Source organism: Mesorhizobium sp. CA15 (assembly GCF_020165215.1).
In the GTDB taxonomy this organism is placed as follows: domain Bacteria; phylum Pseudomonadota; class Alphaproteobacteria; order Rhizobiales; family Rhizobiaceae; genus Mesorhizobium.
This window is the reverse complement of the sequence record NZ_JAIUHQ010000038.1, coordinates 1-6,727: the sequence shown is the minus strand read 5'-3', so window position 1 is coordinate 6,727 and position 6,727 is coordinate 1. Positions and strand designations below refer to the sequence as shown.

The 6,727-nt window shown below is 63.9% G+C and carries 7 protein-coding genes; 3 read left to right on the top strand and 4 right to left on the bottom strand.

Features of this window, described 5'->3' with window-relative positions:
• Positions 1-31: 31 nt before the first annotated feature.
• The 3 genes from LB515_RS27945 to tsaA form a co-directional block, all read right to left on the bottom strand.
• Positions 32-874 carry an SDR family oxidoreductase gene (locus tag LB515_RS27945; protein ID WP_224709666.1) on the bottom strand — a complete coding sequence of 281 codons (843 nt, stop codon included), beginning with the start codon at positions 872-874 and terminating at the stop codon, positions 32-34.
• 145 nt (positions 875-1,019) lie between these two features.
• Positions 1,020-1,334, bottom strand: a complete 315-nt coding sequence (locus LB515_RS27940) for a DUF2293 domain-containing protein (RefSeq protein ID WP_095768971.1) — start codon at positions 1,332-1,334, stop codon at positions 1,020-1,022.
• Positions 1,331-1,837, bottom strand: coding sequence for a tRNA (N6-threonylcarbamoyladenosine(37)-N6)-methyltransferase TrmO (gene tsaA / locus LB515_RS27935; RefSeq protein ID WP_224709664.1), 507 nt, complete (start codon positions 1,835-1,837; stop codon positions 1,331-1,333). Before tsaA ends, LB515_RS27940 begins: the two co-directional genes overlap by 4 nt.
• A 139-nt stretch (positions 1,838-1,976) precedes the next feature.
• On the opposite strand from tsaA, the gene LB515_RS27930 reads away from it, so the two are divergent.
• Together LB515_RS27930 and metF are read left to right on the top strand one after the other, a co-directional pair.
• Positions 1,977-2,999 carry an ArsR/SmtB family transcription factor gene (locus LB515_RS27930; RefSeq protein ID WP_095768972.1) on the top strand — a complete coding sequence of 341 codons (1,023 nt, stop codon included), beginning with the start codon at positions 1,977-1,979 and terminating at the stop codon, positions 2,997-2,999.
• Complete coding sequence (metF, locus tag LB515_RS27925) at positions 2,999-3,916, top strand: methylenetetrahydrofolate reductase [NAD(P)H] (RefSeq protein ID WP_140839663.1); 918 nt, start codon at positions 2,999-3,001, stop codon at positions 3,914-3,916. Before LB515_RS27930 ends, metF begins: the two co-directional genes overlap by 1 nt.
• Before the next feature lie 370 nt (positions 3,917-4,286).
• Here metF and LB515_RS27920 read toward each other — a convergent pair whose 3' ends face one another.
• Positions 4,287-5,207, bottom strand: a complete 921-nt coding sequence (locus LB515_RS27920; protein ID WP_095768974.1) for a DMT family transporter — start codon at positions 5,205-5,207, stop codon at positions 4,287-4,289.
• Positions 5,208-5,423: 216 nt separating this feature from the next.
• On the opposite strand from LB515_RS27920, the gene LB515_RS27915 reads away from it, so the two are divergent.
• A complete protein-coding gene (locus LB515_RS27915; protein WP_224544844.1) occupies positions 5,424-6,644 on the top strand; it encodes an alanine racemase in 1,221 nt (406 codons plus the stop codon).
• Positions 6,645-6,727: the final 83 nt, after the last annotated feature.

The window sequence follows — 6,727 nt, the reverse complement described above, 5'->3', positions numbered from 1 at the left end:
CCGCCCCGCTTTCGCGGCGCGGCGTTCGCGGTTAGGCCGCCTTGCGGTTCTTGTTGGCGCCCTGCGCCATTACCGAGACGTGATCCCATTTCTCCCAAGTGGCGATGCGGGTGGCATATTCCTGCCGGATCATCGGCAGTCCGCCGTCGCCGAAGAAGACCCTGAGCGGCGGCTCGGCGGCATCGACGATCGCCAGCATCGCCGGGCCGGTCGCTTGCGGATCGCCAGCGACGGAACGGCTGCGGCGCTCGGCCATCGCTGCGCGGACCGGCTCATAGGCGTCCAACGGCTTGGAGACCCTGGCCGACGGCCCGGCCCAGTCTGTGGAGAAGCCGCCCGGCTCGACAAGGGTGACGTGGATGCCGAAGCCGGCGACCTCGAGGCTGAGCGACTGGCTGAAGGCTTCCAGCGCCCATTTTGAGGCGTGATAAAGGCCGAGCGAGGCAAAGGCGTTGACGCCGCCGATCGAGGAGATCTGGATGATGTGGCCTGAGCGTTGCGCCCGCATGACGGGAAGCACGGCCTGGGTCACCCAAAGCGCTCCGAAGACGTTGGTCTCGATCTGGTCGCGCGCCTCCTGCTCCGTGACCTCCTCGATGGCGCCGAAATGGCCGTAACCGGCATTGTTGACGACCACGTCGAGCCGGCCGAAACGCCTGTGCGCCTCGGCAACAGCGGCGTCGACGGCGTGCTTGTCGGTGACATCGAGCTTCATGGCAGCGACCTTGTCGCCATATTTCTCGACGAGATCGGCGAGTGTGCCGGCATCGCGCGCAGTTGCGGCGACGCGATCGCCGCGGGCGAGCGCGGCCTCGGCCCAGACGCGGCCAAAACCCTTCGACGATCCGGTGATGAACCAAACCTTATCAGTCATGATCTGCTATCCTTGCCCAGAGGGCGATGAATTCGGGGGGTAAACGGAGGAATCTCCGTTTATCCCCATGTACGGCGCCGCCGCCGTTTTTCCAGAGGCGGCACCCGAATTAATTGGCGGGATGCGGCGTAGAGGGCGCAGACGCCTATTCGTCCTCGTCGTCTTCCTGAAGCAGGCGTGTAGCGCGCCAACGGGTGAGCACCTCATTGGTCCGCCCGATGACGAAGAAGCGCGCCGAATCCCGGTCATAGCCCTCGGCGAGCAACTTCTCATAATCTGTGTGGACATGGCGGACATGGGCGATGGTGGCCAGCCATACCGCGATCGTCGGGGGCAGGGTCTTCATATGCACGGAACCGGCGTCGGCGCGGATCTTTTCCATGTCGGCATAGGGCGCGAGCGGCAAAAGCGCGGTCAGCGCCTTGGCTATGGCGCGGCGGCGGCCGGTGGGGACGCTCATTTCTCGTCTCGCCCGGCGACCGTCGCTTCGGAGAAAGCATCCGTGGAAGCGTAATAGGGCTTGATGTCGATGACCGGTGTGCCGTCGAGCACATCGATGGCGTCGATCTCGATCCGACCGGCCTCGATGTCGAGCGCGGCGAGCTTCGCTACATGCAGGCCGACAGGGTTGGGCCGGGCAGGGGAGCGCAGCGAGAAAACGCCTTTCGCTTCAGCCGCGTGGCGCGGTTTCTGCACAATCAGATTCCGCGGCGCGTGATGGAGCCAGGACAGGATGACGACGTGGCTGGCGCGTTCCAGGTTTTGCAACCCCAGGCGATAGGGCTGGTCGATCAGGACTGTCGCGGTTCGCCCGGTTTGCCGGGCGGCGCGCATGTTCTTGGGGCAATCCTCGCGACTGGTCCATGGTGAGACGATGCGGCCGATGAAGACCACTTGGCCGTCCGGCGGCAACTGCGCCGGGTCGGCAGCAAGAAGCATTTCACCTTGGCGTGTCTCAAACATCCTGTTCATCCCGCCCAGAAACCGCCTGCCGGCGCGGATCGCGGCTGCGCCATTTTCTTGTCCGGAAGCGACATAGCGCTTGCCAGGGTGTCAAAATCGACATAAACATATCTTTATATCTTTCAACGAGAGCCCGCTCATGCATGTCTCGCTCGACACAATGGTAGATACATTGAAGGCGGCGGCCGAATCCAGCCGGCTGCGCATCCTGGTGCTGCTTTCACGCGGGGATCTCACCGTCTCCGACCTCACCGAGATCCTCGGCCAGTCGCAGCCGCGCGTCTCGCGGCACCTCAAGCTGCTGCTCGATGCTGGGCTGATCGGCCGCTATCAGGAAGGGTCCTGGGCTTTTTTCAGGCTGACCGACATCGATAATTCGCGCGACTTCGTCCAGCGTCTGGTCTCGGCCATAAGCGAGGCCGATCCGCAGGTGGTGCGCGATCTCGAGCGGCTGGCGGCGGTGAAGCGCAAGCGGCAGGACCGGGCGGCCGAATATTTCTCCGAGAATGCCGCGAGCTGGGATCACATCCGCTCGCTGCATGTGCCGGACCGGGCGGTGGAAGCGGCACTCATCAAGCTCGTCGGCAAACGGCCGTTCCAGTCTATGCTCGACCTCGGCACCGGCACTGGCAGGCTGCTCGAAATCTTTGCGCCGCTCTACCGGCGCGGCGTCGGCATCGACATGTCGCGCGAGATGCTGAGCGTGGCGCGCGCCAACCTCGACAAGGCCGGCATCGCCAATGCGCAGGTACGCCAAGGTGACATCTTCTCGCCGCCGGTCGAGCGCAACGCCTTCGATCTCGTCACAATCCACCAGGTGCTGCACTATCTCGACGATCCCGCGCGCGCCATCGCCGAGGCGGCGAGGCTGCTCAGGCCATCAGGCCGGCTGATCGTCGTCGACTTCGCGCCCCACGCGCTCGAATTCCTACGCGACCAGCACGCCCATATGCGGCTGGGCTTTTCCGATCGGCAGATGTCCGACTGGTTCGCCGAGGCCGGCCTCGACCTCGAGGACAGCCAGGAATTCGAGCCGCGCGGCGGCAACGAGGCAAGGCTTACGGTGAAGCTCTGGCTCGGCCGCGATCGGCGACTGCTGATCGCCGATCCATCCAACGACTCGCTACCCGCCAAGGCATATCCAATGGGGGAAACAGCCTGATGAACCAGTTCCGCTTTTCCCGCCGCCCCGACATCGGCGACAAGGTCCGGGTCTCGTTCGAATTCTTCCCGCCGAAGACCGACGAGATGGAAGCAAGGCTCTGGGATACGGTCACGCGGCTGGAGCCGCTCAAGCCGAAATTCGTCTCGGTGACCTACGGCGCCGGCGGCTCGACCCGCGAGCGCACGGCGCGCACGGTCAAGCGCATCCTCAACGAGACGACGCTGACGCCGGCGGCGCACATGACTTGCGTCGATGCCGCGCGCGATCAGGTCGACACGGTCATCCGCGAATTTGCGGACATGGGCGTCAAACGTTTCGTCGCGTTGCGCGGCGATCCGGCGGCCGGTGTCGGCGCAAGTTACCACCCGCATCCCGATGGCTATGCCAATGGCGCCGAACTGGTCGGGGCGCTGAAGAACGCCGGCGATTTCGACATCTCGGTCTCGGCCTATCCGGAAAAGCATCCGGAAAGCCCCGATTTTGCCACCGACATCGATATGCTGAAGCGCAAGGCCGACAATGGCGCGACGCGGGCGATCACCCAGTTCTTCTTCGACAACGACCTTTACGAGCGCTATGTCGAGCGGGCGCGCCGCGCCGGCATCTACATCCCGATCGTGCCGGGCATCCTGCCGGTGCATAATTTCACCCAGGTCGCCAATTTCTCGTCGCGCTGCGGGGCGCTGGTGCCGGCCTGGCTGGCCGAGCGCTTCGAGGGGCTGGAGAACGACCCGCAGACGCATGCCCTCGTGGCCTCCGCCGTGGCCGCCGAACAGGTGCTCGACCTTGTCGAGCGCGGCGTCGGCGACTTCCATTTCTACACCATGAACCGCGCCGATCTCGTCTTTGCCGTCTGCCACATGATCGGCATCCGCTCGCATGAGACGGAGGCGGCGGGTTCGGCCGCCGCATAGGGCAGGCTGCAACGGAAAAGGCCGGGTAGAACCCGGCCTTTTCGAACTGTTTGGACTATATCTCGGTACTGGTCTTCCCGGTTTGGCGGGTCAGGGAAGAACACCTATGATAAGGGCACCGATGAATGCGAATGCGGCACAAATCATCAACGCGTTGATCGGCCTCGTCAGTCCCATGCCATAGCCTCCTCTTCAGAGCTATGGCCGGAATCTAGAGTCATTTGGGTTACAGGCAAGCGGAAAACGTGCTGCAATGCGACATGATTGTGGGATTTGCGACTTCCGATCTATCGTTAGCCGTTGAAACTCTTCGGCAAAAGCCGCCTCAAGCGTTGTGAATAAATTGTGGCGGAGCCGTGGCATGACACCGCTACCATCGGCCAAACAGGCGACCGTCTATGGTGACCAGGCCGAGTCCGATCAGCGTCATGCCGCCGATTTCGAACAGCGCCAGGCGCTCGCCGAGGAACAGGAAGCCGAGCAGCACCGCGCTCACCGGCACGACCAGGGTGACCAGCGAGGCATTGGTGGCGCCGGCCGAGGCGACGAGATTGAAATAGAGGATGTAAGCAAAGGCGGTTGAAAGCAGCGCGAGGCCCAGAACCGCGGCCCAGACGGGCGGCGAGACCGAGAAAAGCCCCGCGGGGCCATACGCAATCAGCACGAGCGGGATCATGATGATGGTCGATGCGGTCAGCTGTCCGGTGGCGATGACGGGTGACGGCACGCCCTTGAAGCGGCGCGCGATCATCAGGGCGACGGCGTAGGAGATCGAAGCGCCGATCAGTGCGAACTTGGCCCACACCGGTCCGCCAAGCCCGGCAAGCAGGCCAGGTCCGATCATCACCGCGGTGCCGGCGACACCGAGCGCGATGCCGGCGAACTTGTTCCAGGACAGCTTCTCGTCGGTTGTGAGCGCATTGGCCAGGATCAGCGTCCAGAACGGCGTCGTGGCGTTGAGCACCGAAGCGACGCCTGCGCCGAGCTGCGTCTGGCCGGCGAAGATCAGCGAGAAGGGCACGACATTGTTGGTGAGCGCCAGCAGGAAGAACAGGCCGGCATGCGGGAAGGCGAGCCGGAACGAAGGGCCGCGGGCTGCCAGATAGAGGTGAAGTGCCGCCGCGGCGATGGCGACGCGAAACAGCACCAGCGCCAGCGGATGGATCTCGGAAACGGCGATGCGGGCAAAGAAGAACGAACCGCCCCAGATCGCGCCGAGCAGGAGAAGCTGCGCCCAATCCTTGAGCGTCATCGCTCCGCGCGTCGGCGCGGCGCCGGCCGTAATCGACATGTCCTGTTCCTCCCCGGGGGCCGATCGCAACTCGGCCCGTAAAGCATCTCAAGAACCGATATCGGGTTCGGCGGCAAGGGCCACCCGAAACCTGATCGGTGGTTTAGCGTCGCCAAAATGTGCAGCAGACCGCTCCGGGTAGCCAAGACACAGAACTGTTTTCTTTGGCGGCTAGCTAGGATTAATTGTGCGCGCTCCAGACCCGAGGATTCGTCCATGCAGCGATTCGAAAATGCCCGTGAGGCGGCACTGGCGCTTCGTCCCGACGATCCGGTCTACTGTTTCCGCCCGCAGGTGCTGAAGGAGGATGCCCTGCAGTTCATGGGCATGTTTCCCGGCAAGACCGCTTATGCGGTCAAGACCAATGGCGAGCAGATCGTTCTCAAGACGCTGGTCGAGGCCGGCGTCAGCGCCTTCGATGTCGCCTCGCCCGGCGAGTTCGCCGCCGTGCGCGCCGTCTCGCCCGACGCCGAGATGCTCTACATGCATCCGGTCAAAGCGCAGTCGGACATCAAGCTGGCGCTTGAAAAATACGGCATCCGGGTGATCTCGCTCGACCATGAGGACGAGATCACCAAGCTGACGCGCGTCGTGCGTGCGCTCGATATCGACCCGGGCGCTCTCACCGTCTTCGTGCGCATCCAGACCAAGGGCCACGCGGCTTACGAGCTGTCGAAGAAGTTCGGCGCCGGGCCGGCCAATGCGGTCGAGCTTGCCGAGCGGCTGAATCGCACGGGCTACAAGGTCGGCCTCTGCTTCCATGTCGGCAGCCAGATCGAGGATCCCGATACCTATGAACGTGCGCTCGCCTCGGCGGACTGGGTGCGCAACCGCCTGACCTTCGACATTGCCGGCCTGGATGTCGGCGGCGGCTTTCCCGCCGAATACGGCCACGACCCCAATCGCAGGCACATCGAGATGCCGTCGCTCGGCCAATTGATGTCGCGGCTCGCCGGCGACCTGAAAGAATATCAGTTCGACCAGATGCCCCTGGTGGCCGAGCCCGGACGCGTGATCGTGGCGCGGTGTCTCTCGCTGATCGTGCGGGTGCTGTTGCGCAAGGGCAAGCGGCTCTACATCAATGACGGCATCTGGGCCTCGCTGTCGGATTCATGGACCGGCAAGATCACGCTGCCGGCCCGCTTCATTCCCGATCCCGCGATCCGTACCCGCAACGGCGACGAGAAAACCATCGTACCGTTCAAGGTCTGCGGCGCGACCTGCGATTCCGTCGATATCCTTTCCAGGCCATTCTGGCTGCCGGAAACGGTCGACACCGGCGACTGGATCGAGATCGGCCATATCGGCGCCTACTCGCTGTCGCTGAGGACCCGCTTCAACGGCTTCTTCCCCGACACATTCGTCGAGGTGACGACGCCGTTCGACGAGGGCGATGCACCGCAGGGCTTTGCCAGCCTGGAGACGATGGCGGATTGAGCTCCACCTTCTCCCCTTGTGGGAGAAGGTGTCGCCGAAGGCGACGGATGAGGGGTGCTCCAGGGAAAGCCGACGTCTCACTC

Bases quoted from the DNA above. Each gene is read 5' to 3' on its own strand.
- LB515_RS27945 (WP_224709666.1), bottom strand. From the start codon at position 874: ATGACTGATAAGGTTTGGTTCATCACCGGATCGTCGAAGGGTTTTGGC.
- LB515_RS27940 (WP_095768971.1), bottom strand. From the start codon at position 1,334: ATGAGCGTCCCCACCGGCCGCCGCCGCGCCATAGCCAAGGCGCTGACC.
- tsaA (WP_224709664.1), bottom strand. From the start codon at position 1,837: ATGTTTGAGACACGCCAAGGTGAAATGCTTCTTGCTGCCGACCCGGCG.
- LB515_RS27930 (WP_095768972.1), top strand. From the start codon at position 1,977: ATGCATGTCTCGCTCGACACAATGGTAGATACATTGAAGGCGGCGGCC.
- metF (WP_140839663.1), top strand. From the start codon at position 2,999: ATGAACCAGTTCCGCTTTTCCCGCCGCCCCGACATCGGCGACAAGGTC.
- LB515_RS27920 (WP_095768974.1), bottom strand. From the start codon at position 5,207: ATGTCGATTACGGCCGGCGCCGCGCCGACGCGCGGAGCGATGACGCTC.
- LB515_RS27915 (WP_224544844.1), top strand. From the start codon at position 5,424: ATGCAGCGATTCGAAAATGCCCGTGAGGCGGCACTGGCGCTTCGTCCC.